Origin of the sequence: Pseudomonas sp. CCNWLW23 (assembly GCF_037095675.1) — a bacterium.
Classification (GTDB): domain Bacteria; phylum Pseudomonadota; class Gammaproteobacteria; order Pseudomonadales; family Pseudomonadaceae; genus Aquipseudomonas; species Aquipseudomonas atacamensis.
Genome location: NZ_JBAWKM010000004.1, coordinates 316,672 through 343,008, shown reverse-complemented (window position 1 = coordinate 343,008; position 26,337 = coordinate 316,672). Strand labels below are relative to the sequence as shown.

The window sequence follows — 26,337 nt, the reverse complement described above, 5'->3', positions numbered from 1 at the left end:
GTAATGCCGACGCCCGTCGGTTGCAGTGCTTCGGTACAGAACGGTGAGCACCATGACGGTGCCAAACAAACATAGAGAATGTGGAGACCACCCCCCATGCAAACCGACACAACTCGCGAGAACCCGCAGGGCACCTTGCCGCAGGCCGCCGATTCGACTTCGGATCTGGCAGCCACCGCGCCTGGCCAGCTGCGCGTGATCAAGCGTAATGGCACTGTCGTTCCTTACACCGATGACAAGATCACCGTCGCTATCACCAAAGCGTTCCTCGCAGTTGAAGGCGGCACCGCTGCCGCCTCGTCGCGAATCCACGACACCGTTGCGCGCCTGACCGAACAGGTCACCGCGACCTTCAAGCGTCGCATGCCATCGGGCGGCACCATCCACATCGAAGAAATCCAGGACCAGGTCGAACTGGCCCTGATGCGTGCCGGTGAGCAGAAAGTTGCACGCGACTACGTGATCTACCGTGACGGCCGTTCGAAAGAGCGCGCAGCGCACGCTCCTGCCGAAGCAGCAGTCAACGCGCACCCGTCGATCCGCATCACCCGCGCCGACGGCAGCCTCGCGCCGCTGGACATGGGCCGCCTGAACACCATTGTCACCGAAGCCTGCGAAGGCCTGGAAGAAGTCGATGGCGACCTGATCCAGCGCGAAACCCTGAAGAACCTGTACGACGGCGTGGCCCTGACCGACGTCAACACCGCGCTGGTGATGACCGCCCGTACCCTGGTCGAGCGCGAGCCGAACTACTCGTTCGTTACCGCCCGCCTGCTGATGGACACCCTGCGTGCCGAAGGCCTGAACTTCCTCGAAGTCGCCGAAAGCGCCACCCATCACGAAATGGCCGACCTGTACGCCAAGGCACTGCCGGCCTACATCGCCAAAGGTATCGAGTTCGAACTGCTGAACCCTGTGCTGGCCACCTTCGACCTGGAAAAACTGGGCAAGGCGATCAACCACGAGCGCGATCAGCAATTCACCTACCTGGGCCTGCAGACCCTGTACGACCGTTACTTCATCCACAAGGATGGCGTGCGTTTCGAACTGCCGCAGATCTTCTTCATGCGCGTGGCCATGGGCCTTGCGATCGAAGAGAAGCAGAAAGAAGACCGTGCGATCGAGTTCTACAACCTGCTGTCCTCGTTCGACTACATGGCTTCGACCCCGACCCTGTTCAACGCCGGTACCCTGCGTCCACAGCTGTCGAGCTGCTACCTGACCACCGTGCCGGACGACCTGTCGGGCATCTATCACGCGATCCACGACAACGCCATGCTGTCGAAATTTGCCGGCGGCCTGGGCAACGACTGGACGCCGGTTCGTGCGCTGGGTTCGTACATCAAGGGCACCAATGGCAAGTCGCAAGGCGTTGTGCCGTTCCTCAAAGTGGTGAACGACACCGCCGTGGCCGTGAACCAGGGTGGCAAGCGCAAAGGCGCGGTGTGTGCCTACCTGGAAACCTGGCACATGGACATCGAAGAGTTCATCGAGCTGCGCAAGAACACCGGTGATGATCGTCGTCGTACCCACGACATGAACACTGCCAACTGGATCCCTGACCTGTTCATGAAGCGCGTCTTCGATGACGGCAAGTGGACCCTGTTCTCGCCATCCGAAGTACCGGACCTGCACGACCTGACCGGTAAGGCCTTCGAAGAGCGCTACGAGTACTACGAAGCGCTGACCGAGTACCCGGGCAAGGTCAAGCTGTTCAAGACCATCCAGGCCAAAGACCTGTGGCGCAAGATGCTGTCCATGCTGTTCGAAACCGGCCACCCATGGCTGACTTTCAAAGACCCGTGCAACCTGCGCAGCCCCCAGCAGCACGTCGGCGTGGTCCACAGCTCGAACCTGTGCACCGAGATCACCTTGAACACCAACAAGGACGAAATCGCCGTTTGCAACCTGGGCTCGATCAACCTGCCGAACCACATCGTCGACGGCAAGCTCGATACCGCCAAGCTGCAACGCACCGTGAACACCGCCGTGCGCATGCTCGATAACGTGATCGACATCAACTACTACTCGGTGCCGCAGGCGAAGAACTCCAACTTCCGCCACCGTCCGGTCGGTCTGGGCATCATGGGCTTCCAGGACGCTCTGTACCTGCAGCACATCGCCTACGGCTCCGACGCTGCCGTCGAGTTCGCCGACAAGTCGATGGAAGCGGTCAGCTACTACGCGATCCAGGCTTCCTGCGACCTGGCCGACGAGCGCGGCGCCTACGAGACCTTCAACGGTTCGCTGTGGTCCAAGGGCATCCTGCCACTGGATTCGCAACAGATCCTGATCGAGCAGCGCGGCGAGAAGTACATCGATGTCGACCTGAAGGAAACCCTCGACTGGGCACCGGTTCGCGCCCGTGTACAGAAAGGCATCCGTAACTCGAACATCATGGCCATCGCACCGACCGCGACCATCGCCAACATCACTGGCGTTTCGCAGTCGATCGAACCGACCTACCAGAACCTGTACGTGAAATCGAACCTGTCGGGTGAATTCACCGTGATCAACCCGTACCTGGTTCGCGACCTGAAGGCTCGCGGTCTGTGGGACTCGGTCATGATCAACGACCTGAAGTACTACGACGGTTCGGTGCAGCAGATCGAGCGCATCCCGCAAGAACTCAAAGAGCTCTACGCGACCGCGTTCGAAGTGGACACCAAGTGGATCGTTGACGCCGCCAGCCGTCGTCAGAAGTGGATCGACCAGGCCCAGTCGCTGAACCTGTACATCGCCGGCGCATCGGGCAAGAAGCTCGACGTGACCTACCGCATGGCCTGGTACCGTGGTCTGAAAACCACCTACTACCTCCGTGCCCTGGCCGCGACCAGCACCGAGAAGTCGACCATCAACACCGGTAAGCTGAACGCTGTTTCCAGCGGCGGCAACCACGGCGACGATTCGGTCCTGGCCGCTCCGGCAGGTCCGGCGCCAGTGCCGAAGGCCTGCGCGATTGACGAGCCGGATTGCGAAGCTTGCCAATAAGCTGAGCTGATTTCAGGCGTTGCGAGACGCCTGGAATCTCGTGGCAAACAAAACCCCCGACAGACTTCTGGTTTGTTGGGGGTTTTGTTTTTTGGCGGCCTTGGCGGCCTTTGGGCCGACCGGGCTCTTGAGGTTTTGGGTGTATATCCGTTGCTGCGGGTGTTGCCGCTGGCGGTTTCGCTCTTACAGCGAGTCACCTTTTTCAGACGCCAAAAAGGTAACCCAAAAGGCTTTGCCCCGGCGTACGGCCCGCTCGCTAAAGCTCGGGGTACCTTCGTTACGGGACCGATCCGGGCGCAGCGGCTACGGTTTGCTTCGCTGCACCTCCTTCCGCTGTGTACGACTGCGTCGTACGGTCGCTGCGCTCCCACACCCGGATCGATCCCGTAACGAAGCCTGCCGAAGGGGCAAAAGATCAAAAGCCGAAGCAAAGCAAAAGCCAGATCAAGAGCCAGATCAAAAGATCGCAGCCTTCGGCGGCTCCTACAGTTGGATCGAGTGTTACCTCAAGACCAGGTCGGCTGTCGGGCCGCCTTCGCGAGCAGGCTCGCTCCCACAAAAGCAAAAGCAAAGCAGCGCAGCTGCCCGCGGCGAAGCCGCCCCATTCAACAATGAGCGTTAGCTCGAGTGCTTTTGATCCACCGGCGACGTCGGAAGGCTGAGTGGAGGGATTGATCCGGGCGTGGGAGCGCAGCGACCGTACGACGCAGTCGTACACAGCGGAAGGAGGTGCAGCGAAGCAAACCGTAGCCGCTGCGCCCGGATCAGTCCCGGAGCGAAGGAACCCGAGCCTGCGAGGGCCGAACGCAGGAGCAAAGCGTTTTGGTTACTTTTGGGCGTCTGCAAAAGTGACCCGCTGTAAGAGCGGAACCGCCAGCCGCAACACCCGCAAAAACGGATATACCCCCAAACCCCCAAGAACCTGGTCGGCCCAGAGGCCGCCAAGACCAAAAAAAAGCCCCTCAAAACCGAGGGGCCCAAAAAACCAGCTCAGAAACCCGAATCAGGTCATCTGAATAATGGTCTGCATAATCGTGCTCTGCGTCGAAATGGTCTTGGCGTTCGCCTGATAGTTGCTCTGGCCCTTGATCAGATCAACCAGCTCGTTAGTCAGGTTAACGTTCGACTCTTCCAGCGAGTTGGACACCACCTCACCCAACGTACCGGTCTTCGGCGCGTCGTAGCCCGGAATACCCGAAGCGAAAGTCTCTTTCCAGCTAGTACCACCGACAGCCTGCAAGCCCTGCTCGTTGGTGAAACTGGCCAGTGCAACCTGACCAATCGCCTTGCTCTGGTTGTTGCTGAAGTTGGCGAACAGCGTACCGGTACCGTCGATGGTCAGGTTGGTGATCTGTCCAGTGGCGTAGCCATCCTGAGTCGGTATCGTGCGCGAAGTATCAGCGTTGTACTGGGTGGTCTTGGCCATCGAAATGGTCACGCCAGCCGGATTTGCTGCCGCGCCGTTAGGCGTAAAAACACCGTTGGTCACGGTGCCTGGCTTCCAGTTACTCAACGTCAAGTCGCTGCTGATGAGCGGGTTTGGCGCCGGCGGCGGCAAAGTACTCGGTGTACTCACCTGAAGCAATTTGCCGGAACTGTCGAACGTCAATGTCGAAGCAACCGGAGGCGTGGCGGCGTTGGTTGGATCGCTACCGGTGGCATCCGGGTTGCGTCCATCAACCAGGGTGTAAACCTTCCAGGTATTCTCGCCAGTCTTGACCACGTACTGATCCATGACGTGGGAGTTACCCTGAGTGTCATAGATCGGCGTGCTGAACGACTTGGTGTAAGTCTCAGGCTTCGACGGGTCGAACTTCACGGCAGTAGCGCCGGTATCAACAATCACGGGTGCCGAAGAGTTCAGGTTGATGCTCGAAGTCACCGCCGAAGTCGACTTCGGCGCCAGGTTCGAAGTATCGATCTTGAGGTCAGTCAACACACCGTTGATGATCTTGCCGTTGGCATCCACACCGTAACCCTGCAGACGCGAGGTGTAGTCGGTGTTGGTGATGTAACCGGCGTTGTCGACCTTGAACGTACCGGCACGGGTGTACGAGATCGAGCCGTTGTTGCTCATGGTGAAGAAGCCGGAACCGTTGATGCCCATGTCCAGCACGTTGCCAGTGTTGTTGATGTCACCTTGGGTGAACTGCTGGGAAACGTTGGCCAGGCGCACGCCGTTGCCGATCACTTTGCTGCCGCTGCCCAGACGCGTCGACGAATAGACGTCTTCGAATTCTGCGCGCGAGGATTTGAAACCGGCGGTGGCGACGTTGGCGATGTTGTTGCCGGTCACGTCCAGTTGCTTGTTGGCTGCATAGAGACCGCTAAGGCCGATATTGAAAGACATATTCCACTCCTTTATGCCGGGTTAGTCGGCTCTATATACCAATGGTTTGTACTTTGGACAGGGCGACGGTGCCCTTGCCAGCCAGGTTGAGCATCAGCTCACCGCCGGTCTGGCTGATCGTCACGCTGTTGACGGTCGCTGGCAGATAAGTCGCCAGGTCCGTCGCGGTGCCGTTGATCGGTGCGTTGGCCTTGAACGTGTAAGTGCCGACCGGAACCACGGTGCCGGCGGTGTCCTTGCCGTCCCAAGTGAAGCTGGCATCGCCGGCAGCGCGGCTGCCCAGGTCGATGGTGCGCACGGTTTTGCCGTCCTTGTCGGTGATGGTCACGGTGCCGCCGGCAATCGACGAAGGCACGGTGACCGAACCGGTCAGGCCTTTGCTCGGGTCATCGAGCTGGGCGGTGTTGGTCTGCACGATCACGTTGCGACCGACCAGCGACGACGCTTGCAATGCCTGCGACGAGTTGTAGTTGCCGGCAAGGCCGCTGACGGTGGAGTTCAGCGTGGTAATGCCTTCAAGGCTGCTGAACTGCGCCAGTTGCGCAACGAACGCGCTGTTGTCCTGCGGGTCGAGCGGATTCTGGTTTTTCAGCTGGGTAACCAGCAATTGCAGGAAAGCATCCTTGCCCAGCGCCTGGCCGCCGGTGGCACTGTTGGTCGCCGAAGCGATGCCGCCCGACGTAGTGCTGCTGGCCTTCTTCGACGAGTTGGCCAGGATGTCGTTCATGCTCAGGCTGCTGGTGGTATCCGTAACGCTCATGGCAGTCGCCCCTTATTACTGACCGAGGGTCAGTACCTTCTGCATCATGGTTTTGGCGGTGTTCATCATTTCCGCGTTGGTCTGGAACGAGCGGCTCGCAGAAATCATGTCAGCCATTTCTTCCACCACGTTGACGTTCGGGTAGTAGACGTAGCCCTTGGCGTCGGCAGCCGGATGGTTCGGCTCGTAGCGCGCTTCAAGATTGCTCTGGTCTTCGACAACGCCGAGCACCTGCACGCCCTGCCCGGCCGCGTCCTGGTTCTGGAACAGCGAATTGCTGCCGCCAGCCTGGCCGCCCTGGAACATGGTGGCGAATACCGGATGACGGGCGCGGTAGGTCTGGTCGATGCTCGACGAAACGGTTTCGGCGTTGGCGATGTTCGACGCCACGGTGTTCAGGCGTGTGGTCTGCGCGCTCATGCCGCTGCCGGCAATGTTGAAAACGCTGGACAGGGACATGGATTATTCTCCGCGCAGGGCTGACACCAGCCCTTTGAATTTGCTGTTGAGCAAGGTGAAGCTGGCCTGGAAGCCGACGGCGTTTTCCGCGTAGTTCGACTGTTCCAGTTGAGCGTCCACGGTGTTCTGGTCGATCGAAGGCTGCATCGGCGTGCGATACATCAGCGACTCGTCGCCGTTGCCCAGCCCTTCAGCCTCGATGTGCCGGCTGTTGGTCATGTTCAGGGCAAAGTGGCCGCCGGTCTTGGTCTTCTCGGTCTGTGCTTCGAGCACTTTGGAGAAATCCAGATCCCGCGCCTTATAGTTCGGGGTGTCGGCGTTGGCGATGTTGTTGGCCAGCACTTCGGCACGCTGGGCGCGGAAGCCCAATGCCTTTTCGTGAATGCCCAGCGCTTTGTCGAAGCTGATGCTCATGTCGGGAACCTTCAGGTGACCGGTTTTTCGTATCTGAGCTTTAGCAAGCGCCGTGCCAAATAAACAAAGCCCCGTGTTCCGGGGCTTTGCGCCGAACAGGCTAAGCGGCAATGCCAGAAAAGCGGCAACCGGTTACCGCCGGATGCCGCTTTTCTGCCGCTTGCCGTCCCATCACAGCCGGACAATTGTGGGTGTTAAGAGAATTTCTTCGGGCAAAAAAAAACGGGAAGCCTTTGCGGGCTTCCCGTTTTTTGTATCAGCGCAAACCGCTTATTTCGCCTTGTAGATAATCCCCGGGCTGCACTGAACCATCTGGTAATGATCCGGCATACCATTCAGCGCTTCGGACGCGCCAAGGAACAGGTACCCGCCCGGCTTCAACGTACTGTGAATGCGCAACAGGATGTCCTTCTTCACTTCGGCAGAGAAGTAGATCAACACGTTGCGGCAGAACACGATGTCGAACTTGCCCAGCGCCGCGTAGCTGTCGAGCAGGTTGAACGAGCGGAACTCCACCCGGCTCTTGATCGGCGCCTTGACCACCCAGCGCCCCGGCCCTTTCGGGTCGAAGTAGCGTTGCAGGCGTTCCGGCGACAGACCGCGACCGATCGCCAGGCTGTCGTACTCGCCGGTCTTGCAGTTGTTGAGCATCAGGCCCGACAGATCGGTGGCAACGATCTGCACACCCATCTTCAACTGACCCAGGTTGCTGCGCTCGAACTCGTCGATCGACATCGACAGCGAGTACGGTTCCTGTCCCGACGAGCAGGCCGCCGACCAGATCCGCAGACGCTGGTTGGGGCTGGCCTTGATCGCTTCCGGCAGTACCTTGTTCTTCAAGACTTCAAACGGATAGGTGTCGCGAAACCACAGGGTTTCGTTGGTCGTCATGGCATCGACCACCTGCTCGCGCAAACCGCTGCGCGGCTGGGTCTGGATGCGCTGTACCAGCTCACCCAGGGACTTGATGCCTTGCTGCTCCATCAGTTTGTTGAGACGGCTCGAGACCAGATACTGCTTGTTTTCACCGAGCAGAATGCCACAGGCTTTTTCCAGGAAGACCCGGAACTGTTCGAAATCCAAATTACCCGTAGACAATGATGCCGCCTCTTAAATCGTGTTGACCGCCAGGGGCAGAAGGCCCCTAGCTGATATCTGCTGCTTTGATCCGGTCGACTACCCGGGATGCGAGGTCATCAGGACGGAATTTGGCCAGGAAGTCATCAGCACCGACTTTCTTGACCATCGCCTGATTGAATACCCCCGACAACGAAGTATGCAGGATGATATGGAGCTTTTGCATGCGTGCGTCGCCGCGGATTTCCGCCGTCAGGGTGTACCCGTCCATCTCCGGCATCTCGATGTCGGAAATCATCATCAGGAACTCTTCTTCCGGCTTCTTGCCCTCGTCGACCAGCTTGCGCAGGTAATCCAGCGCCTGCTTGCCGTCGTTCAGCGCCACCACTTCGACACCGATGGTCTGCAGACAACGCGTGACCTGCTTGCGCGCCACAGACGAGTCATCGACCGTCAGCACCCGCAGCGACAACGCCTTGGTCTGCGTCTCGACATCGACCACGCCCACCGAAATCGCTTCCGGCGTCGGCGCCACTTCGGCCAGCACCTTCTCGACGTCGATGATTTCGACCAACTGATTGTCGACCCGGGTCACAGCGGTCAGGTAGTGATCGCGGCCGGTACCCTTGGGTGGCGGATGGATCTCTTCCCAGTTCATGTTGACGATGCGCTCCACCGAGCGGACCAGGAAACCCTGGGTCTTGGTGTTGTACTCCGTGATGATCACGAACGGACTGTTCTTGTCTTTCAACGCACCGGAGCCCGTTGCCATTGCCAGATCCAGGATCGGAATGGTCGCTCCCCGTATATTCGCTACCCCGCACACGACAGGACTGGATTTGGGCATCAACGTCAGGGACGGGCACTGCAACACTTCCCGTACCTTGAACACGTTGATCCCGTAGAGCTGCGGCCCGTCGAGACGGAACAGCAGCAGCTCGAGGCGATTCTGCCCTACCAGTTGCGTGCGCTGGTTCACCGAATCCATTACACCAGCCATGCCCAGACTCCTACACCAACGCCAAGTGTTGTTGCGACGCACATTCATTGCTAAACGGCACGGCGCTTGCTTTTTAACTCGTATGAACGCTCAAACGACATTTTCCCGACGCCTGACATCCTCCCTTCGCAAAGGGCTTTGCGCGGTGTCCGCCGTTTGCTGCTCGCTTGCTGGCAGTCCTGCCCATGCAGATGCGGTTACCTTGCCTGATATGCTTATCGGCGTGACTCAGGGCTTTCTTGAATTCACCGTAGAAGACTATTTGGCTTCCAGTCAAACCGAAGGCCGCTACGAAATCGAAGTCAACCAGCTCGACCCGCGCATGCGCATGCCCATGTGCGACAAGGAATTGACAGCCACGCTGGAGAGCCCGGCGCGCCCGCTGGGCCGCGTCACGGTGAAGGTTCGCTGCGAAGGCAGTTCGCCCTGGACGGTGTTCGTACCCGCTCAAGTCCGCCTGTTTCGCGAGATCGTGACGACCACTCGTCCGCTGAAACGCGCCGGCATTATCGAGCCGCAGGATGTGACCTTGCGCGAGCGCGACGTCAGCACGATCAACCAGGGTTTCCTGACCTCGGTCGACGAAGCGATCGGGCAGAAACTTACCCGACCAACGGTCGCCGATCAGGTCATCACACTGGTGCATCTGGAACAGGCCGAAGTGGTGCGCAAGGGTGACCAGGTGGTGATCACTGCGCGCAGCGGCACCCTTGCCGTACGCATGCCGGGGGAAGCGCTCTCCAATGGCGGCATGAAAGAACAGATTCGAGTAAAAAACCTTAATTCTCAAAGAGTTATCAAGGCGCAGGTGATTGCGCCGGGACAGGTCGAAGTGGCCATGTAAAAGCCTCGTGGAGAAAACTGGCGCCGATCCCGTCGCTTCCCTAAACTGTGCCGCAGCAGGTCTCGCAACGGCGCATGCAAGCTTATGGTTGATTGGGCCTAAAGTTTTTCAGGGGATAGCCGAAAACATGGCAAGCGTCCAAATTCCCAGAGGTTTTTTATCATGGTTATCGATTTCAACCGATTGAACAGTTCCTCGTCACTAACCGGCAGCACACGTACCAGCAACGCCAAGGAAAGCGCTGAAAACAGCCCCTCCGCGCCGCTGAATACCCAGGCCGAACAGGCCAATGTCGCCAAAAGCGGGGAGTCGGTACACCTCAGCAATGAGGCTCAACAGTTGCAGAAGGTCACTGACAAGCTGCGCGATCAGCCTGCTGTCGACAAAGCCCGTGTGGCCGAGTTGAAAGCCGCGATTGCCGATGGCAGCTATAAAGTCGACAGCAACCGTGTAGCCAGCAAACTGCTCAACTTCGAAGCCCAGCGCTAGGCTTTTGCCGGCGCCAGGCTTTTGGACGCTTAAACCCCAAGGCCAGCCATGCACGACACTAACTTATTGCAACTGATCAATGACGACTTTGCTCCAGCGCAACAATTGCTGGAGTTATTGCAAACCGAATCCCTCGCTTTGCATGGTCGCGACATGCCGTTGCTGGAAGAAATTCTGGCGACCAAGCAAGCGTTGATCATTCTGCTCGAGCAGCATGGCCGCAAGCGCAGCGAAATCCTCGCCAGCCTCAACCTGCCGACTGATCGCACAGGTCTTGAGCAACTGGCCAGCCAGTCGAGCATTGGCGACCAGTTGCTGACCCAGGGCGACGCCCTGACCGCGCTGATCGCCCAATGCCAGGCGGCCAACATCAAGAACGGCCAGTCGATCCAGATCCAGCAGGCGACTACGGCCAACCAGCTGAAGATTCTCACCGGCGGTGAGCCGCCAGCGCTGTACGACGCCAGCGGGACCTTTGCCAAACCGGTCAAGCCGCGAACGCTCAGCCAGGCATGAGCCATTCGCTGGCCCTGCACTATCCACTTGCGCAACATGCTGGCAAAATACTGGCCAGTCGTAGTCTTATTTTGTCTGGAGATTGAAGAACCGTGTCCAACACCCTAAGCGCGGATGATGCTCCGCAGCCTCCGAAGGTGCTCACCACGCCACTGGAAATCTCCAGCAACCTGCGCCAGCTGCAAGACAGCCACGATCCGCTGATCATCACTTTCCATGAACGCAGCCAGCGCTTTCAGAGTTACCTGATCAAGGTCGACCGCGAAACCGCAACGATCGCGCTGGACGAAATGATTCCACGCGACGGCGAGCGCTTCCTCCAGGCTGGCGAACCGTTCAAGGTCGAAGGCTTTCATGACGGCGTGCGCATCGCCTGGGAATGCAACGGCACGCTGAACATCGAAGAATCCGACGGCGACCGTTTCTACACCGGCGACCTGCCGAGCGAAGTGGTCTATCACCAGCGCCGTAACGCCTTCCGCGCTGCGTTGAAGCTCACCGATCTGGTCAGCGTTGAACTGGGCGGCGAAAAGCTCAAGGTTCCTCTGCACGGCAAGCTGCTGGACATCTCCGCCACCGGCTGCAAATTCCGTTTCGAAGGCGACATCACTGATCGCCTGCAACTGGGCCAGGTCTACGATCGCCTGATCGCCCCGCCGCTGTTCGGCAACCAGCCAACATCGGTCGAACTGCGCTATCTGCATTTCGAAGAAAAACTCAACATCACCTTCGCCGGTCTGCGCTTCCACAACATCAGTGGCCAGGCTGCGCGCAACGTCGAGCGTTTTGTTTACCAGTTGCAGCGTGAAGCACGGCGTTTCGACAAAGACGATCTCTGAGTCGCAGCGATCAATAAAAAGGGCAGTCCCGCACAGGACTGCCCTTTTTTATGCGCCGATGTTTACCTTCGATTCAGGGCCTGCCACCGCTGATATCCGGCGTAGGCTTATCGTCATTGCCGCTGTCCAGTTCGGTTTCAACGACTGCTTCCGGCTGCGCTTCGGGCTCAGGCTCAGGAGTGACCGGTGCCGGGTCTTGGACCATCTGCTCCTGCACCACCTGCTCATCGACACGCGGGTCAAGCGCCGCCACCAGCGGCGAGCTCGACATGCTGTCCGGCATTGCCACGTGATGCAGCGGTGCGTCGTCGACCTGGTGCAGGTTGGTGACCGCTTTCGGACGTATCCGCCAGACCAGCACCAACGCGAAGAAACTGAAGAACGCATACAGGCTCTGACTGCCGAGAAACTTCATCAGCACGCCCGCGAGCAGCGGCCCGATGCTCGCGCCGACGCCGTAAGTCACCAGCAACATGGCGGTCAGCGACACGCGGCGATCGCCTTCGACGTGGTCGTTGGAAAACGCCACCGCCAGCGGATACAGGCAGAACTGCACCAGCGAACAGAAGAAACCAACGACGAACAACACCTCCAGCGGCACCTGCGGCATGATCGCCAACGGCAACGCCGCCACCGCCAGAAACCCGGCAAAGCAGCGTATCAGCAGCGCGCGGTCATAACGGTCGGACAACCAGCCCAACGGCCACTGCACCAGCAGACCGGCAAAAATGCAGCTACCCATGAACAGACCGACCTGCTCGGTCGTAAGCCCCTGTTGCGATGCATACAGCGGCGCCAGACCGTAGAACGAACCGATGATCAGACCGGCGCCGAGCACCGTGCTCAGCGATTGCGGCACACGCTTGATAAAGAAGCGCGGCTCCATCGGCGCCGGGTGCAGAGGCGCCGGGTGAATCCGTCGGGTCAGCGTCACCGGCACCAGACACAGGGCAAAGCACAGCGCCACCAGCATCAGCAGTTCCAGGCCGAGGCCGGGGTGCATGACCAGAATCAGCTGGCCCAGCACCAGGCCCAGATACGAGGCGATCATGTAACCGCTGAACACCAGCCCACGCTGATTGGCGTCGGCCTGCTCGTTGAGCCAGCTCTCGATGACCATGTACTGACACATCATGCCCAGACCAACGATCGTCCGCAGCACCAGCCACGCCGGCAGCCAGTCCACCAGCCCATGGCCGAGCACCGCCGCGCCGACGATCCCGGCACACGCCGAGTAGGCACGGATATGCCCGACCCGGGCGATCAGGCGATGGCCGATCTTGCCGCCCAGCACCAGACCGAAATAGTTGGCCGCCATCAGCGCACCGACCCACAGCCCGTCGACGTTGTCGGCAGCCAGACGCAAAGCCAGATAAGTAGAAAGAAGGCCTGAGCCGATCAACATCATCAGCGAGGCAAAATACAGCGCTCGAAAGGATTTCCAGATTTGGCGCATCGGCGTTCCGAGCGGCTCCTTGCAGTAAATACCGGGCGGTCAGAACGACTGCCCGGCAGCAGCGATACGTCAGGCCTGGGCGGCCAGCACACGGCGCTCCCAGGGAGTGATTTCATCAAAGAAGCTGGTCAACTCCATGGTCTTCGAAGCGATGTAGCCTTCGATGAACTCCGACCCGAACAGTTCCCTCGCCAACTGGCTACGTTTCAGACGCTCCAGCGCGGCGTGCAAGGTACACGGCAAGGCCAGATTATCCGGCACGGCGAACTCACCCTGGATTGCCGCGCTCGGCTCCAGTTCCTGCTCGATGCCATGCAAACCCGCAGCCAGACTGGCGGCGATGGCAAGATACGGATTGGCGTCGGCGCCCGGCAGACGATTTTCGACCCGACGTGCGACCGGCGAGCTGGCGGGAATACGCAAGCCGGCGGCGCGATTGTCATGGGACCAGCAGGCATTGTTCGGCGACGCGTACGGATGACACAGGCGCTGATAGGAATTCACGTTGGGCGCAAACAGTGCGGTGAAATCGGCGAGGCCTGCCTGTTGCCCGCCGATGAAGTGGCGGAACATCGACGTCGGCTCGCCGTTCGAGTCAGTGAAGACATTCTTGCCGCTGCCGATCTCAACGATACTCTGGTGAATATGCATCGAGCTGCCCGGTGTGTGCGCCAGCGGTTTGGCCATGCACACCACGCTCAGGCCATGCTTGAGCGCGACCTCCTTGAGCAGGTGCTTGAACAAGAACGTCTGATCGGCCAGCAGCAGCGGGTCGCCGTGCAGCAGATTGATCTCGAACTGGCTGACGCCCATTTCATGCATGAAGGTGTCGCGCGGCAGGCCCAGGGCGGCCATGCATTTATACACTTCGCTGAAGAACGGCCGCAGACCGTTGTTGGAACTGACGCTGAACGCCGACTGGCCATCCTCGCGGCGGCCGTCGAGGCCCACCGGCGGACGGAACGGCTGAGTCGGATCGGTATTGGGTGCGAAGACAAAAAATTCCAGCTCGGTCGCCACCACCGGCGCCAGACCGTGCGCGGCGTAACGGGCGATGACCGCTTTGAGCTGGCCACGGGTCGAGAGACTGGAGCTCCCCCCGCTCAGTTCGTCGGCGTCGCAAATCGCCATGGCGCGCGGCTCGTCGCTCCAGGGCAAACGGTGAATCTGCGCAGGATCGGCAACCAGCGCCAGATCGCCGTCATCGCTGCCGTAGAACCGCGCCGGCGGATAGCCGCCCATGATGCATTGCAGCAGCACACCCCGCGCCAACTGCAAACGCCGCCCTTCGAGAAAACCCTCGGCGGTCATCACCTTGCCCCGTGGCACACCGTTCAGATCCGGGGTGACACATTCAATCTCATCAATGCCGGTCAATCGCTGCGCGAGTGAACCCTGGCCATCGGTTGTCATGACGCAATCCTTGTTGTTGTGCGAGCCGCGAACGGCGACCCGGACAAAATAGGCTGCGGCTGTTCGGAATATCAAGCAGCGCCCACAAAAATCCCCATCTTGTGCAGGAGCCGTAGGAGCTGACGAGTGCAACGAGGCTGCGATCTTTTGATCTTGCTTTTCAAAATCAAAAGATCGCAGCCTTCGGCAGCTCCTACACCAGACCTCAGGGCAAGTAGAGGCTGAACACTCCTCCGCCTAACGGCCCGCCATTGCTGATTTCGGTGCGCCCTTCCACGCCGTTGCGCTGATGCAGCGCCGCGATGCGATTGGCGAAATACAGACCCAGCCCGGTGCTGCCGCTGCTGTGATTGATGCCCTGGACGTAATCGGCCTGGCGCTCAAGCATCTCTGCTGGATAGCCGTCGCCGTCGTCGTTGATGCTCAATACCAGTTGCCCGGCTTCATCGCTGACAGTAATCAGCAGCGACTCGCGGGCGTAACGGATCGCATTGTTGATGCAGTTGCCGAGCACCGAGGCGATCAGCTCGCGATCGAAGAAACCCAGCGGGCTCAACGGATCGACTTCATAGGTGGCGATGATGCCGCGACTGGCAAACACTTCCTGATGCGCGGCCAGTTGCGCCTCGATGAAATCGTCGAGTTCGTGATAGGCCGGCTGTAGCGGCAACTGGTTGACGCCGAGTTTGTACAGCCCGAGCAACTGCACCAGCATGCCGTTGAGGTGGGCGAACTCGAAGTCGATCACGCCCTGTTCCGAGCCGTCGCGCAGCTCTTTCGGCAGACGCGCGAGCCATTGGCTGTGCGCCTGCATCAGCATGGCCAGGGAGTTCTTCATGTCGTGGACGGTGGAGGCAATCACCGTGGAAAAATCCAGCGCCGGATCAATTGGGTTCATTCGCCAAACGCCTTGCTTTTCAGCTTCTGATAACGCGCAAACCGCGCGTCGGTGTCGGGCATCAGGCCCACCAGTTTCAGGCAGGCCCGACATTCTTCCAGCTCCGCCGACGGCACACTGGTGTCGGTGCCGTGCAGCAGCGACTGGGCCAGGTTCAGCGCAATACTGATGTTTTTCGGTTGCAGCTTGAGCGCCTTGCGGAACACCTCGCGGGCCTCGACCAGATTGCCGGTCTTGTACACGCGCACGCCCTGGCGGTTGAGATCGGCCGCAGCGTTACTCGAACTGAGAATCGTCGGATCGTCGGTGAGCTTGGCAATGTCTTTCATCACCGCCGGGTCATCCCCGTAAATCTCCGCGCAGCTCTTGAGCATCGAAGTGCCCGCCTCGGCCTGACCGAGCATTTGCAACTGCTTGGCCACCAGCAACGCCGCCTCGGGGCTCATGAATTGCTCCATGCCATCGAGGCGCATCAGTGCTTGTTCGGTGAGTTTGTCGGCGGTTTCAGCGTCGTTAAGCAGCAGGCTGGTGGCTTTCATCAGGCGCGCGCGAATTTGCAGGCCGGGATCGCTCGGATTCTCCTTGGCCACGGCACTGAGGGTGGTGTTGATCTCCAGCCGCGTGCGCGTGTCGAGGCCGCGATCGCTGCCCTTGCTGATCAGCGCATGAGCCAGGCCGAGATTGCTTTCCGGGTCCTTGAAACGCGACTGCGCGCCCTGCGCCACGGCCTGACGATAAGCGCGCGAGGCGGTTTCGAAATCTTCGTTGGCCATCGCCAGTTTGCCGAGCAGCGCCTGACGGCGCACCGCCAGCGGCGACAGGCGAATCGCTTCTTCGAGCACCCGCTGCGCGCCTTTGCTGTCGCCTTCGGCCACCAGCACATCGGCCATGCCGTCATACAGCGCCGGCATCATCGGGAACACTTTCAAGGCCTTTTCATAGACCTCTTTGGCCTGCGACACCTGCCCGCGCTTGAACAGCAACTTGCCCAATCCAGCGAAGGCCCACGGCAACGGCCGGTCGGCAATGATGCCGTCGTAGAGTCGCTCCAGCGCTTCGTTCTGGTTCATGTCGCGCAGGGCGTCGGCGCGGTAGCGCAGGCACAGCGGCGAATAGCGGATGTCCTGTTTGCACAGGGCAATACAGGCATTGAGCACCTCGACCGGCTTACCGCGATCAAGGGCTTGCAGAATCGGTTTGAGCAAGGTCTTGCGTTGCTCCAGACGCTCAAGGCGCTGGGCCAGTCCGGAACGGTTGAACGGCTTGGTCAGGTACGCATCCGGCTCGTGCTCCAGCGCACTGAGCACCATCGCCTGACTGGTCTCAGCGGTGACCATGACGAAAACGGCTTCGTGGCTGATGAGCTTTTCCGACATCAGGTCTTCGAGCACCTGCTGGCCGTTCTTCTTGCCGTCGCCGAGGTGGAAGTCCTGAAGAATGAAATCGTAGGACTTCTGCGAGCACATCTTCAGCGCCTGCTCGCCAGTGTCGGCAGTATCGACATCCTTGACGCCGAGCTCACGCAACATCGAACGCACGGAACTGCGGAAATCGGAAAAATCATCGACGATCAGAAAGCTTTTTTGGTGATACGACGACATCGAAGATTTCCAGGCAATTGAAGAAAACGAACCGAGGCGATTTCAGGCGCACAGATGATAGCCGGAGGCCATGCGCCATCAAGCGATTTCGCTGGAGTCTGAACTCACCGTTCGGGTTATCGGCCAAAAATCCCGGGGCCTGAGGGTGCTGCTCAAGATTCTTCGTTGAGATTGTCGAAGCGTCCGAGGATCGAAATTAACGACGAACGACCACCGATCATCACGCCGGAAAATTAATCGGCACGGTTGCCAATCACCGGATGTCAAAAACACAGGCAGCACATTTGTCCTTCAAAAGTGCAGGCAGATTCGCAAATGAGGTTTATTCTGCTCAATTACCTGCGCCCCCGGACGTCCGCGATACGCTTGTACCGCCACAAAAAAGGCCGAAGTGATGACCTCGAAAACCCCTGCCTCGCCCTCTGCGCCCGAACGCAAGGACCTGACACCCAGCCACCTGAATTTCCCCGTGGTGGGCATCGGCGCCTCGGCGGGCGGCCTGCAAGCGACCAAGCTGTTTTTCGAGCATATGCCGAAGGACAGCGGCATGGCGTTCGTGATCATTTTGCACCTGTCGCCCGATCACCAGAGCATCGCCGACCAGATCATTCAGGAATCGACGCGCATGCCGGTGCTGCAAGTGACGCAGCCGGTGCCGATCGAAAAGAACTGCGTGTACGTGATTTCTCCGGCGCACTCGCTGACGATGAATGACGGCTACCTGCGCGTCAGCCCCGCTGGCTCACCGCAAGCGCGCCACACTGCCATCGACCTGTTCTTCCGCGATCTGGCCGATGTGCATCGCGAGCGGGCTTTTTGCCTGGTGCTTTCAGGCACCGGTTCCGATGGTGCGGTGGGCTTGTCGCGAATCAAGGAACAGGGTGGCGTGACGCTGGTGCAAGTGCCGGAAGACGCCGAGTTCGACGGCATGCCGCGTGCCGCCATCGAGACGCGCATGGTCGATCTGATACTGCCAGTGGTCGAGATGCCGCAGAAACTGATGGAGCTGTGGCGCAACTCTCAGAACATCAAATTACCCAGCGCCAATGATCCCGACTTGAAAGCCTTGAAGCCTGCAAACGAACACGAAGCGTCGATCGCCGAACAACGCCTGCATGAAATCCTGTTGTACCTGCGCAGCAGCACCGGTCACGATTTCAAACACTACAAGCGCGCCACCGTGCTGCGCCGCATCGAGCGGCGCATGCAGGTCACCAGCCAGTCTGACCTCGGCGCCTATTACGACTACCTGCAAAATACCCCGGAAGAATCCAAGGCCCTGCTCGGCGATATGCTGATCGGCGTGACCAACTTCTTCCGTGACCGCGAAGCCTTCGAAGCCCTTGAGCGCGATGTGCTGCCGCAACTGGTGCAATCGGTTGCCGACTCGTCGGAAAAAGAAGAACTGCGCATCTGGTCTGCCGGCTGCTCGACCGGCGAAGAAGCCTACAGCCTGGCGATCCTGCTCGATGATCAGATGCAGGTACAAAGCAGCAAGGCCAACCTGCAAGTGTTCGCCACCGATATCGACGAACGCGCGATCACCACTGGCCGCGCCGGCACCTATCCGCAAGCCATCGTCACCGACGTACCGCCAACACGCCTTCGGCATTATTTCGTCAAGGACAATGAGCATTACCGGATTCGCAAGGAAATCCGCGAGAAAGTGCTGTTCGCCAAGCACAGCCTGTTGTCCGATCCGCCGTTCTCGCAGATCGACCTGATCGTTTGCCGCAATCTGCTGATTTACCTGGATCGCGAGGTGCAGCGGGAAATCCTGCAGATGTTCCACTTCGCCCTGCGACCGGGTGGTTTCCTGTTTCTCGGCACTTCGGAAAGCGCCGATGCCTGCCACGAACTGTTCGCGCCCGTGGACAAGCGCAACCGCATCTTCCGCGCCAAGACCGGTACCGCGAACAGCCGCCGCACCCCGACCATGCCGCGTGGCGGTTACATGCGCACCAGCGTTTCCCGACCGCCATCGAAAGCCATCGAGCCCGTCAAGCTGTCGTTTGCCGATATCCACCGCCGCGCCATAGAACGCTTCGCCCCGCCGAGCATCATCGTCGACACCAACGCCGATATCCTTCACATGAGCGAAGCCGCCGGGCGCTTCCTGCGGCATGTCGGCGGCGAGCTGTCACGCAACTTGCTGACGCTGATCCTGCCGGAACTGCGCCTGGAAATCCGCACGACGCTGTTCCAGGTGCAGCAAAGCAACCTCACCGTGCGCTCGCGTGAAGTGCTGCTCAAGCGCGAGGAGCGTCAGTACCGCATCACGCTGATTGCGCAGCCGTACAAGGACGACGACTTCGACAGCGAGTGCGTGCTGGTGACCTTCGATGAAACGGAGATCGACGCGCACGAGCAGGCGCTGACCACGGTGCTGCAGACTGAAAGCCAAGTGCTCTCGAATCTGGAACGTGAGCTGCAACGCACCAAATTGCATTTGCAGGACACCATCGAACAGTCGGAAATCTCCAGCGAAGAGCTCAAGGCTTCCAACGAGGAAATGCAGGCGATCAACGAAGAACTGCGCTCGGCCACCGAAGAGCTGGAAACCAGCAAAGAAGAGTTGCAGTCAATCAATGAAGAGCTGTTGACGGTCAACTACGAGCTGAAGACCAAAGTCGAAGAAACCGACAAGATCAACGATTATCTGACCAATCTGATCGCTTCTACTGATATTGCTACGGTGTTCGTCGATCGCAGCATGCGCATCAAATGGTTCACGCCGCGCGCCACCGACATCTTCAGCATGTTGCCGGTAGACACCGGCCGTTCACTGCTGGATATCACCCATCGCCTGAATTACCCGGCGATGACCGAGGACGCGGCGCAAGTGTTCGAATCGCTGAACATGATCGAACGCGAGGTCAACAGTACCGATAACCGCTGGTACATCGCCCGCTTGCTGCCTTATCGCTCCAGCGAAGACCACATCGACGGCACCGTGTTGACCTTCATCGACATCAGCAAACGCCGCGAAGCCGAGGAAGAGCTGCGCCTGGGCGAAGAACGCATGCGACTGGTCGCTGAGAGTACGCGTGATTACGCGATTATCATCCTCGATGAAATGGGTGCGATCACCAGTTGGAACACAGGCGCTGAACTGATCTTTGGCCACAGCAAAAACGAGGCGGAAGGTCAGTACTACGATTTCATCTTCACAGCCGAAGACCGTGCTGCCGGCATGGCTGAAAGCGAATTGTCCACCGCCCGCCAGCACGGGCGCTCGGAGGATGAGCGCTGGCATGTGCGCAAGGATGGCAGCCGATTCTTCTGCAGCGGCGAGGTCACCAGGCTCAGCGGCGACCGCTTGCAGGGCTATGTAAAAATCGCCCGCGACCTGACCGGACACAAGCGCCAGCAGGATGAACAGAGCAAGGAACTGGCGCAGACGCGCAATACCGTGTCCCTGCGTGATGAGTTCTTCGCGGTCATGTCCCATGAACTCAAGCACCCGCTCAACCTGATCCAGCTCAACGCCGAACTGCTGCGGCGCCTGCCGATGATCCGTACTGCCGGCCCGGCGACCAAAGCGGTCAATACCATCTGCGATGCCGTCAACAGCCAGGCGCGGATCATCGACGACTTGCTCGACGTGGCTCGCGTACGCACCGGCAAGCTCAAGCTGCAACTGGCCCGCGTCGACCTGAGCGCTGTGCTGCGTGACATCCACACGGTCGTGCTGAATGAACAGCATGCCACGCGGATCGATCTGCAATTGCCTGAAGCACCGTTGATCATTCATGCCGACCCGACACGGGTCGAGCAGATCATCTGGAATCTGGTCAACAATGCCTTGAAGTTCACACCACCGAGCGGGCGCATTGAGTTGATCGCCAGCAAGAGCGGGAAAATGGCGCAACTGGACGTCAAGGATAACGGCGTCGGCATCGCTGCGGAAAACCTCGAACACGTCTTCGATCTGTTCGGCCAGGCGGAAAAACAGCACACCAACCATCAACGTGAAGGCTTGGGCATCGGCCTGTCACTGGTGCGGCAACTGACCGAAGCCCAGCACGGCACGGTGAAGGTTGCTTCGCCGGGGCTGGGCGCCGGTTGTACCTTTACCGTTCGCCTGCCGCTGTCGACTGATGTCGAAGAAACCGCTGCAACAGCCGAGGTTGAACCGGTTTCCGGCAAGCTCGATGGCTTGAGCATTCTGCTGGTCGACGACTCGCCGGAAGTGCTGGAGACCTTGAAGCTGCTGCTGGAGATGGAAGACGCCGACGTAACGGCCTTCGATCATCCGGTGGCAGCGCTGAAAGCCGCTGAGAGCACGCGCTTCGATCTGATCATCTCCGACCTCGGCATGCCGGTCATGACCGGCTATGAACTGATGGCTGCCCTGCGCAAGCTGCCGCTGGTGAAAAACGTACCGGCGATCGCCCTCACCGGGTATGGCACTCAGAGCGACATGCAGAAGTCCCGTGAAGCCGGGTTCGATCAGCATCTGGGTAAACCGGTGGCGTACGACGACCTGATTGAAACCATCGAGGCGTTGCGCCGTTCGGAGTTGCTGTAAAGCTCGCCAGCGCTCCAACGCAAAAAGCCCCGCCACACGATTAAGTGAGGCGGGGCTTTTTGTTTTTTGAAGAGGTGGTGTCCCAGGCGGGGTTCGAACCTGCAACCTTCCCCTTAGGAGGGGGATGCTCTATCCAATTGAGCTACTGAGACACTGATTGACGCGCGCTGGACGCGGCGCGACAGACGGCGTGCATGTTAACGGCCAGCCCCTGTTTTGTCATGTCGTCCGTAGGGCTTTTTAAGTGTAGGCAAGCGCCCTGGAAGATTGCGGGAACTTTTACCGGGCAATTTGCACTGCGCGGAAATGCGGTCATTGCAGATTGCAATCAGCGTCGTCAGAAAAAACATACCAACCCCTTGTTTTTAAAGGACTTATCAGCCGTTACACTGTTGGCACGGCGACTGCTATGCCTGTTCTATCAAAAAGAACAATTTGGAGCGTCGTGCCATGAACAGCACCCTCTTGCTTGCAAACGCAGCGGCTCTGGCTGTCTTGCTCGGATCACATTTTTTTCCCAAGGCTGACGTTGAGCAGCCAGTGGCGCAGCGCATGCCGCATTACCTGCAAGTGCAGAAAGCGCCGCAGTGGGCCGTGTTGAGTGATCGCAGCGACGCTTCTACACAAATGGTCAGCGAGCCTGAGCAAGCCTCGGCGCCAACCACCGAACGTCTGGTTTTTTGAAATATCTTCAGGAGTACAACATGTCCAAATCAGCGACGGGATTTCTGATCCTCGCTTTACTGAGTGGCGTTACCCATCTGGCGCTGTTCGAGGAGACGGAAGTCACCTTGCCTCTGGTTGGCTGTGGCGTGTTTGCGGTGCTGTTTGTGCTGGCGCTGATTGCAGGGCGCAAAATCAAGTTCGATCCGGTTCTGCGTTGAGCCGAACTAACTCCAATAACGAAGAGACCGCGATAGCAAGGTCAACAGAGTTGTCGATCTGATGGACGGGGCTGTCGCTGGATCTTCGGTCTTTGAATAACGCATTGCGAGCCAGCCTCGCATCGATTTGCTCAGGGGTCTCCCGACCACGGCTGAGCAAGCGCTTGCGCAGGACCTCATCGTGGACTGTCAGCAGAATCGGCACCAGGGTTGGATACCTCTCCATTGCTTGACGCAGGTTCGCTCTTGACCCGTTGACCAGTACGTGCCGGCCCGCTTGCAACCATTCATCCATTTTCCTTGGAATGCCGTAGGAGAGGCCGTTGGCTTGCCAGGCCAAGGAGAAAGCGCCGGCGTGCTGTCGCCGCTCGAACTCTTCAAGCGTCACGCCAATTGCATCTTCGCCGACGGACTCCGCCGAGCGGGTAATCACCCGACGCATTACTTCACAGTTCAACGCCCGCAGTGGCTCGCGCGATGCATCGATCAGGCTGTCCTTGCCCGAACCGGACGGCCCCATCAGGTAAAAAAGCTTGCCATCCATCCCGAAAACGCCCTCCGACGGGTCCTGCCTCTAGTAAATCGGCAAATTGCCACTATCCTGTACACATAGGGATCAAGAATAGCGAGCCGCATAGCATGCACGTTCTGAGGTCTGCGGACATCAACAGATGTGCATGCGAAAGCGGGCAGCGATACGGAAGGATGGAAAGTTTTCCAACCAGTCCGCATTTCTGACAACTGGTGCTGGCATTACGCCTTTACCCGGCTCAATATTTGTCACAGAATTGACGCCAATGATCTGGCAATTTTGAGGCATGATGCCGGCCTCTTAACAATTCAGGTTGAACCAATTGGTCCGGATGCTTGTCCTACCACACATCCTGCGGCCAATCCCGAGAACCGCTCCCCTGAACTAACCGGTTAAATATATGCGCCCATTGAAACAGGCAATTTATTCCAGCCGTACGGCTGACAAGTTTGTCGTACGTCTGCCAGACGGAATGCGTGAACGCATTGCCGAGGTGGCTCGCAATCATCATCGCAGCATGAACTCCGAGATCATTGCGCGCCTTGAGCAGAGTCTTATTCAGGAAGGCGCACTGGGCGAAGAGCTGAGCATGCGCCTGGACAGCCCGGAGCTGTCGCTGCACGAGCGCGAGCTGTTGCAACGCTTCCGTCAGCTGTCGCACCGTCAGCAGAACGCCCTGGTGTCGCTGATCGCACACGACGCAGAAATGGCCGCTGACGCGTCCTGAGTTATACCGAGCATATTGAAGCCAGCATGATTGCTGGCTTTTTTTTGCCCGCAATATGACAGATGGCCGATTGGCAATTGAGTGTGGCGAGGGGATTTATCCCCGCTGGGCTGCATGACAGCCCCAAAAACAATGGGACTGCTGCGCAGTCCAGCGGGGATAAATCCCCTCGCCACGGTTACTTGTACTTGCGCTCATATCTGTTTGGCAGGCACAAAAAAGCCCGTCGATTTGACGGGCTTTTCATTGCACAAGGTCAGAGCAGGAAGATTGTCGCCAACCCGAGGAAGATGAAGAAGCCACCGCTGTCGGTCATCGCGGTGATCATCACACTGGCGCCCATCGCCGGATCGCGACCCATTTTCGCCAGCGTCATCGGGATCAACACCCCCATCAACGCCGCCAGCAACAGATTGAGCGTCATCGCCGCCGTCATGACCACGCCGAGTGACCAACTGCCGTAGAGCATGTACGCGACCACACCGATCACCCCGCCCCAGACCAGACCGTTGATCAAACCGACCGCCAGCTCTTTGCGCATCAAGCGCGAGGTGTTGCCGGTGCTGACCTGATCCAGCGCCATGGCGCGCACGATCATGGTGATGGTCTGGTTACCGGAGTTGCCGCCGATACCCGCCACGATCGGCATCAGCGCCGCCAGTGCCACGAGCTTCTCGATCGAACCTTCGAACAGACCGATCACCCGCGATGCGACAAATGCAGTGATCAGGTTCACCGCCAGCCACGCCCAACGGTTACGCAGGGATTTCCATACCGAGGCGAAGATATCTTCCTCTTCGCGCAGACCGGCCATGTTGAGGACTTCGCTTTCGCTTTCCTCACGGATCAGGTCGACCATTTCGTCGATGGTCAGACGGCCGATCAGTTTGCCGTTCTTGTCGACCACCGGCGCCGAGATCAAGTCGTAACGCTCGAATGCCTGAGCGGCGTCGTAGGCGTCTTCGTCAGGATGGAAACTGACCGGATCGCTGGCCATCACTTCGGCGACCTGCTTCTCCGGATCGTTGACCAGCAGACGCTTGATCGGCAGCACGCCCTTGAGCACGCCGTCGTAATCGACCACGAACAGTTTGTCGGTATGACCGGGAAGCTCTTTCAGGCGACGCAGGTAACGCAGAACCACTTCAAGGCTGACGTCCTCACGGATCGTCACCATCTCGAAGTCCATCAGCGCACCGACCTGATCCTCGTCATAGGAAAGGGCCGAGCGCACGCGTTCGCGCTGCTGGTTATCCAGACTCTCCATCAGCTCATGGACAACGTCGCGCGGCAGCTCGGAGGCCAAGTCAGCGAGTTCGTCGGCGTCCATGTCCTTGGCCGCAGCCAGGAGCTCATGATCGTCCATGTCGGCGATCAGCGTTTCCCGGACGGAATCGGATACTTCGAGAAGAATGTCGCCGTCGCGATCGGCCTTGACCAGTTGCCAGAGCGTCAGACGATCGTCCAGCGGCAAGGCTTCGAGAATGTAGGCGACGTCGGCGGAGTGCAGATCATCGAGCTTGCGTTGCAGCTCGACGAGGTTCTGCCGGTGAACCAGGTTTTCCACACGGTCGTGGTGCGGACCTTCCTGGCGATGAGTCAGGTCTTCAACGACACGTTGGCGCTGCAGCAGCTCGACGACCTGAGCCAGGCGGTCCTGCAGGCTTTCCTGTGTTTTCTTTACTTCGATTTCGGACATAGGCGAACTCCACTCCCAGCAGCGGGGCACGCCGGAAGGATCAATCAGTCAATTCATGATTGGTGAAACGGTTTACTGAACAACTACTGGGTAAGTCCATGGAGGTTTTCCATAAGCCCCGGCGGGGCTGACGGGCGCAATGATACACGCCTGACGGTTTAAAACGTTGAAAAAATCACGGCTGAAACAAGCGCTTGCGAAACAAACCTGAGCACCTGCCTGACCCGTGCAAATGCGACGACTCATCTTGAAAAGAAAACACACCGGCAACGCAAAAAGCAGCGACTACCCTTGAGCGTAGATCGTCATGGAGGACATCGAATGCCAGCAAAACCCGCGCTATATCTACTGACCGCCCTGCTCCACACCACGCCTGCCAACGCCACCACACTTCATCGTTGCCAGGCCGCTGACGGCAGCGTCACATTCACATCGATGAGCTGCGCAACTGGCGAGCAACTCTCAATTCAGGAGGTCCACCCGTATTCACCCGGCTGGGTCGCAATCATGCCGGAGTTCAATCACGAAGCCGTTTCCGGCATGAAAGACAGCGGTCGCGAACCGGGCATCGTCGGTGGCACCGAACACAAATGTGGAAACCTGATCGATAACAGGCAGCGGCGCGAAGCGATCATCAATCGGCGAGTGATTGCCGGCATGAGCCAGCGGGACGTCGAAAGCGCACTGGGCAAGCCCGACAAGATCAACACGCGCACGTCGACCACGAGCTATCGTTACGACCTCAAGCGAGGCCGCAGTGCTCAAATTGATTTTGATGAAAGAGGCTGTGTGAAGGGAAAAGCCAAATCCCGGACAGCAAAAAGCCCGCGTTAAACGCGGGCTTCTTGGTATATGGT

Annotated in this window: 22 protein-coding genes and 1 tRNA gene; 10 read left to right on the top strand and 13 right to left on the bottom strand. The window is 59.0% G+C overall.

Annotated features, from left to right (window positions below; all coding sequences use genetic code 11):
- Positions 1-96 precede the first annotated feature (96 nt).
- Positions 97-2,991, top strand: a complete 2,895-nt coding sequence (locus tag V8J63_RS08610; RefSeq protein WP_024013986.1) for a ribonucleoside-diphosphate reductase subunit alpha — start codon at positions 97-99, stop codon at positions 2,989-2,991.
- A gap of 1,003 nt (positions 2,992-3,994) precedes the next feature.
- On the opposite strand, the gene flgE is transcribed toward V8J63_RS08610, so the two are convergent.
- The 6 genes from flgE to V8J63_RS08580 all read right to left on the bottom strand — a co-directional run bounded on the left by flgE (position 3,995) and on the right by V8J63_RS08580 (position 9,051).
- Positions 3,995-5,341 carry a flagellar hook protein FlgE gene (gene flgE / locus V8J63_RS08605; RefSeq protein WP_076563858.1) on the bottom strand — a complete coding sequence of 449 codons (1,347 nt, stop codon included), beginning with the start codon at positions 5,339-5,341 and terminating at the stop codon, positions 3,995-3,997.
- A gap of 31 nt (positions 5,342-5,372) precedes the next feature.
- Positions 5,373-6,101 (bottom strand): flagellar hook assembly protein FlgD, encoded by a 729-nt coding sequence (gene flgD, locus V8J63_RS08600; protein WP_016773615.1) that lies wholly within the window; start codon positions 6,099-6,101, stop codon positions 5,373-5,375.
- A gap of 15 nt (positions 6,102-6,116) precedes the next feature.
- A complete protein-coding gene (flgC, locus tag V8J63_RS08595) occupies positions 6,117-6,560 on the bottom strand; it encodes a flagellar basal body rod protein FlgC (RefSeq protein WP_016773614.1) in 444 nt (147 codons plus the stop codon).
- A gap of 3 nt (positions 6,561-6,563) precedes the next feature.
- On the bottom strand, positions 6,564-6,974 hold the full coding sequence (gene flgB / locus V8J63_RS08590; protein WP_016773613.1) for a flagellar basal body rod protein FlgB: 411 nt from the start codon (positions 6,972-6,974) through the stop codon (positions 6,564-6,566).
- Positions 6,975-7,244: 270 nt separating this feature from the next.
- The gene (gene cheR / locus V8J63_RS08585; protein ID WP_336463892.1) at positions 7,245-8,072 is read right to left on the bottom strand and encodes a protein-glutamate O-methyltransferase CheR; all 828 of its coding nucleotides are present in this window, start codon (positions 8,070-8,072) and stop codon (positions 7,245-7,247) included.
- 46 nt (positions 8,073-8,118) lie between these two features.
- Positions 8,119-9,051, bottom strand: coding sequence for a chemotaxis protein CheV (locus V8J63_RS08580; protein ID WP_016773611.1), 933 nt, complete (start codon positions 9,049-9,051; stop codon positions 8,119-8,121).
- 82 nt (positions 9,052-9,133) lie between these two features.
- Between V8J63_RS08580 and flgA the strand changes: the two genes are divergently transcribed.
- The 4 genes from flgA (at position 9,134) to V8J63_RS08560 (ending at position 11,739) form a co-directional block, all read left to right on the top strand.
- Positions 9,134-9,895 (top strand): flagellar basal body P-ring formation chaperone FlgA, encoded by a 762-nt coding sequence (flgA, locus tag V8J63_RS08575; RefSeq protein ID WP_122612076.1) that lies wholly within the window; start codon positions 9,134-9,136, stop codon positions 9,893-9,895.
- A gap of 162 nt (positions 9,896-10,057) precedes the next feature.
- Positions 10,058-10,384, top strand: a complete 327-nt coding sequence (gene flgM, locus V8J63_RS08570; protein ID WP_016773609.1) for a flagellar biosynthesis anti-sigma factor FlgM — start codon at positions 10,058-10,060, stop codon at positions 10,382-10,384.
- Between the two features lie 48 nt (positions 10,385-10,432).
- Positions 10,433-10,900 carry a flagella synthesis protein FlgN gene (locus tag V8J63_RS08565; RefSeq protein ID WP_016773608.1) on the top strand — a complete coding sequence of 156 codons (468 nt, stop codon included), beginning with the start codon at positions 10,433-10,435 and terminating at the stop codon, positions 10,898-10,900.
- 92 nt (positions 10,901-10,992) lie between these two features.
- On the top strand, positions 10,993-11,739 hold the full coding sequence (locus V8J63_RS08560) for a flagellar brake protein (RefSeq protein WP_041479276.1): 747 nt from the start codon (positions 10,993-10,995) through the stop codon (positions 11,737-11,739).
- Between the two features lie 73 nt (positions 11,740-11,812).
- Here V8J63_RS08560 and V8J63_RS08555 read toward each other — a convergent pair whose 3' ends face one another.
- The 4 genes from V8J63_RS08555 to V8J63_RS08540 form a co-directional block, all read right to left on the bottom strand.
- Positions 11,813-13,195: an MFS transporter gene (locus V8J63_RS08555; RefSeq protein WP_336463891.1), complete on the bottom strand. Its 1,383-nt coding sequence runs from the start codon at positions 13,193-13,195 to the stop codon at positions 11,813-11,815.
- Positions 13,196-13,264: 69 nt separating this feature from the next.
- Positions 13,265-14,506: a glutamine synthetase family protein gene (locus V8J63_RS08550; RefSeq protein ID WP_172834031.1), complete on the bottom strand. Its 1,242-nt coding sequence runs from the start codon at positions 14,504-14,506 to the stop codon at positions 13,265-13,267.
- A 307-nt stretch (positions 14,507-14,813) separates the two neighbouring features.
- Complete coding sequence (locus tag V8J63_RS08545; RefSeq protein WP_016773604.1) at positions 14,814-15,506, bottom strand: sensor histidine kinase; 693 nt, start codon at positions 15,504-15,506, stop codon at positions 14,814-14,816.
- The gene (locus V8J63_RS08540; protein WP_016773603.1) at positions 15,503-17,107 is read right to left on the bottom strand and encodes a tetratricopeptide repeat-containing response regulator; all 1,605 of its coding nucleotides are present in this window, start codon (positions 17,105-17,107) and stop codon (positions 15,503-15,505) included. The genes V8J63_RS08545 and V8J63_RS08540 overlap by 4 nt, the downstream gene beginning before the upstream one ends.
- Before the next feature lie 394 nt (positions 17,108-17,501).
- On the opposite strand from V8J63_RS08540, the gene V8J63_RS08535 reads away from it, so the two are divergent.
- Positions 17,502-21,638, top strand: coding sequence for a CheR family methyltransferase (locus V8J63_RS08535; RefSeq protein ID WP_336463890.1), 4,137 nt, complete (start codon positions 17,502-17,504; stop codon positions 21,636-21,638).
- A gap of 75 nt (positions 21,639-21,713) precedes the next feature.
- Here V8J63_RS08535 and V8J63_RS08530 read toward each other — a convergent pair.
- Positions 21,714-21,790, bottom strand: a tRNA-Arg gene (locus tag V8J63_RS08530).
- A gap of 298 nt (positions 21,791-22,088) precedes the next feature.
- Here V8J63_RS08530 and V8J63_RS08525 point away from each other — a divergent pair.
- Together V8J63_RS08525 and V8J63_RS08520 are read left to right on the top strand one after the other, a co-directional pair.
- Positions 22,089-22,322, top strand: a complete 234-nt coding sequence (locus V8J63_RS08525; protein ID WP_016773600.1) for a hypothetical protein — start codon at positions 22,089-22,091, stop codon at positions 22,320-22,322.
- A 20-nt stretch (positions 22,323-22,342) separates the two neighbouring features.
- Positions 22,343-22,522 carry a PA3371 family protein gene (locus V8J63_RS08520; protein ID WP_016773599.1) on the top strand — a complete coding sequence of 60 codons (180 nt, stop codon included), beginning with the start codon at positions 22,343-22,345 and terminating at the stop codon, positions 22,520-22,522.
- Here the strand turns inward: V8J63_RS08520 and phnN are convergent.
- Positions 22,497-23,066 carry a phosphonate metabolism protein/1,5-bisphosphokinase (PRPP-forming) PhnN gene (gene phnN / locus V8J63_RS08515; protein ID WP_110602395.1) on the bottom strand — a complete coding sequence of 190 codons (570 nt, stop codon included), beginning with the start codon at positions 23,064-23,066 and terminating at the stop codon, positions 22,497-22,499. The two genes, V8J63_RS08520 and phnN, sit on opposite strands and share 26 nt — an antisense overlap.
- A 388-nt stretch (positions 23,067-23,454) precedes the next feature.
- Here phnN and V8J63_RS08510 point away from each other — a divergent pair, with 388 nt between their 5' ends.
- On the top strand, positions 23,455-23,781 hold the full coding sequence (locus V8J63_RS08510) for an Arc family DNA-binding protein (protein WP_003178899.1): 327 nt from the start codon (positions 23,455-23,457) through the stop codon (positions 23,779-23,781).
- Between the two features lie 256 nt (positions 23,782-24,037).
- On the opposite strand, the gene mgtE is transcribed toward V8J63_RS08510, so the two are convergent.
- Positions 24,038-25,480, bottom strand: a complete 1,443-nt coding sequence (gene mgtE, locus V8J63_RS08505) for a magnesium transporter (protein WP_016773597.1) — start codon at positions 25,478-25,480, stop codon at positions 24,038-24,040.
- Positions 25,481-25,801: 321 nt separating this feature from the next.
- Between mgtE and V8J63_RS08500 the strand changes: the two genes are divergently transcribed.
- Positions 25,802-26,314 carry a hypothetical protein gene (locus V8J63_RS08500; RefSeq protein ID WP_024014007.1) on the top strand — a complete coding sequence of 171 codons (513 nt, stop codon included), beginning with the start codon at positions 25,802-25,804 and terminating at the stop codon, positions 26,312-26,314.
- Positions 26,315-26,337 lie beyond the last annotated feature (23 nt).

Coding starts and splice junctions, on each gene's coding strand:
- V8J63_RS08610 (WP_024013986.1), top strand. CDS start 97: ATGCAAACCGACACAACTCGCGAGAACCCGCAGGGCACCTTGCCGCAG.
- flgE (WP_076563858.1), bottom strand. CDS start 5,341: ATGTCTTTCAATATCGGCCTTAGCGGTCTCTATGCAGCCAACAAGCAA.
- flgD (WP_016773615.1), bottom strand. CDS start 6,101: ATGAGCGTTACGGATACCACCAGCAGCCTGAGCATGAACGACATCCTG.
- flgC (WP_016773614.1), bottom strand. CDS start 6,560: ATGTCCCTGTCCAGCGTTTTCAACATTGCCGGCAGCGGCATGAGCGCG.
- flgB (WP_016773613.1), bottom strand. CDS start 6,974: ATGAGCATCAGCTTCGACAAAGCGCTGGGCATTCACGAAAAGGCATTG.
- V8J63_RS08580 (WP_016773611.1), bottom strand. CDS start 9,051: ATGGCTGGTGTAATGGATTCGGTGAACCAGCGCACGCAACTGGTAGGG.
- flgA (WP_122612076.1), top strand. CDS start 9,134: ATGAACGCTCAAACGACATTTTCCCGACGCCTGACATCCTCCCTTCGC.
- flgM (WP_016773609.1), top strand. CDS start 10,058: ATGGTTATCGATTTCAACCGATTGAACAGTTCCTCGTCACTAACCGGC.
- V8J63_RS08565 (WP_016773608.1), top strand. CDS start 10,433: ATGCACGACACTAACTTATTGCAACTGATCAATGACGACTTTGCTCCA.
- V8J63_RS08555 (WP_336463891.1), bottom strand. CDS start 13,195: ATGCGCCAAATCTGGAAATCCTTTCGAGCGCTGTATTTTGCCTCGCTG.
- V8J63_RS08550 (WP_172834031.1), bottom strand. CDS start 14,506: ATGACCGCCGAGGGTTTTCTCGAAGGGCGGCGTTTGCAGTTGGCGCGG.
- V8J63_RS08545 (WP_016773604.1), bottom strand. CDS start 15,506: ATGAACCCAATTGATCCGGCGCTGGATTTTTCCACGGTGATTGCCTCC.
- V8J63_RS08540 (WP_016773603.1), bottom strand. CDS start 17,107: ATGTCGTCGTATCACCAAAAAAGCTTTCTGATCGTCGATGATTTTTCC.
- V8J63_RS08535 (WP_336463890.1), top strand. CDS start 17,502: ATGACCTCGAAAACCCCTGCCTCGCCCTCTGCGCCCGAACGCAAGGAC.
- V8J63_RS08525 (WP_016773600.1), top strand. CDS start 22,089: ATGAACAGCACCCTCTTGCTTGCAAACGCAGCGGCTCTGGCTGTCTTG.
- V8J63_RS08520 (WP_016773599.1), top strand. CDS start 22,343: ATGTCCAAATCAGCGACGGGATTTCTGATCCTCGCTTTACTGAGTGGC.
- phnN (WP_110602395.1), bottom strand. CDS start 23,066: ATGGATGGCAAGCTTTTTTACCTGATGGGGCCGTCCGGTTCGGGCAAG.
- V8J63_RS08510 (WP_003178899.1), top strand. CDS start 23,455: ATGCGCCCATTGAAACAGGCAATTTATTCCAGCCGTACGGCTGACAAG.
- mgtE (WP_016773597.1), bottom strand. CDS start 25,480: ATGTCCGAAATCGAAGTAAAGAAAACACAGGAAAGCCTGCAGGACCGC.
- V8J63_RS08500 (WP_024014007.1), top strand. CDS start 25,802: ATGCCAGCAAAACCCGCGCTATATCTACTGACCGCCCTGCTCCACACC.